The following is a 1,265-nucleotide window of genomic DNA, read 5'->3' on the forward strand; positions in this document are numbered from 1 at the left end:
GCACCTGGTCAAGAAAGCGGGCCATACCCACCAAGTGGCCAAGACGGGCGCGGTCACCCTGATCCAGCGTTTTGGATCGGCGCTCAATCTGAATGTTCACTTCCACATGCTGTTTCTCGACGGTGTGTATGTCGAGCAATCCCACGGCTCAGCGCGTTTCCGCTGGGTCAAGGCGCCGACCAGCCCAGAGCTCACCCAGCTGACGCACACCATCGCCCACCGGGTGGGTCGCTATCTGGAACGGCAAGGCCTGCTGGAACGGGATGTCGAAAACAGCTATCTGGCCTCGGATGCGGTGGATGACGACCCGATGACACCCCTGCTGGGGCACTCGATCACTTACCGTATCGCTGTCGGTTCACAGGCGGGGCGAAAGGTGTTCACTTTGCAAACTCTGCCGACCAGTGGTGATCCGTTCGGTGACGGGATTGGCAAGGTAGCCGGGTCCAGCCTGCACGCCGGCGTGGCGGCCAGGGCCGATGAACGCAAGAAGCTCGAACGGCTGTGCCGGTACATCAGCCGCCCGGCGGTATCCGAGAAGCGGCTGTCGTTAACACGAGGCGGCAACGTGCGCTACCAGCTCAAGACGCCGTACCGGGACGGCACCACGCACGTCATTTTCGAACCATTGGATTTCATTGCAAGGCTGGCCGCCCTGGTACCGAAGCCCAGAGTCAACCTAACCCGCTTCCACGGGGTGTTCGCACCCAACAGTCGGCACCGGGCGTTGGTCACGCCGGCAAAACGGGGCAGGGGCAACAAGGTCAGGGTGGCTGATGAACCGGCAACACCAGCACAACGGCGAGCGTCGATGACATGGGCGCAACGGCTCAAGCGTGTTTTCAATATCGACATCGAGACCTGCAGCGGCTGCGGCGGCGCCATGAAAGTCATCGCCTGCATTGAAGACCCTATAGTGATCAAGCAGATCCTTGATCACCTGAAGCACAAAGCCGAAACCAGCGGGACCAGGGCGTTACCCGAAAGCCGGGCGCCACCGGCTGAGCTGCTCCTGGGTCTGTTTGACTGACGAGCCTGAAGGCCAACGATACCAATCAAAATGCTGCGTTCACAGCGCCGCGGCAGGGATCCGCCGTGCTGGTTGTCGGAAAAGGAGCCGCTAGTGGGAAAGAGGAGGGTAAATTTTCAGCGTTGCTGGCTCCCCGTCAGCCGGATTGGGTTGCATCGCAGGGGTGTCGAAAGAGTCAACTGCGGTCCAAAGCTGTTGGACTTGGGTGAAAAGGGCGTTTATTCTTCCTATACGT

1 protein-coding gene is annotated in these 1,265 nt (G+C 60.3%); it reads left to right on the forward strand.

Features of this window, described 5'->3' with window-relative positions; translation table 11 throughout:
- Window positions 1-1,030, forward strand: a 1,030-nt coding sequence (locus tag R7E47_RS24620) for an IS91-like element ISVsa3 family transposase (RefSeq protein WP_031430888.1), incomplete at its 5' end; no start/stop codon positions are given.
- Window positions 1,031-1,265 lie beyond the last annotated feature (235 nt).

The sequence above is a fragment of the Vibrio sp. Vb1026 genome (genome assembly GCF_033338745.1).
Taxonomy (GTDB): Bacteria; Pseudomonadota; Gammaproteobacteria; order Enterobacterales; family Vibrionaceae; genus Vibrio; species Vibrio alginolyticus.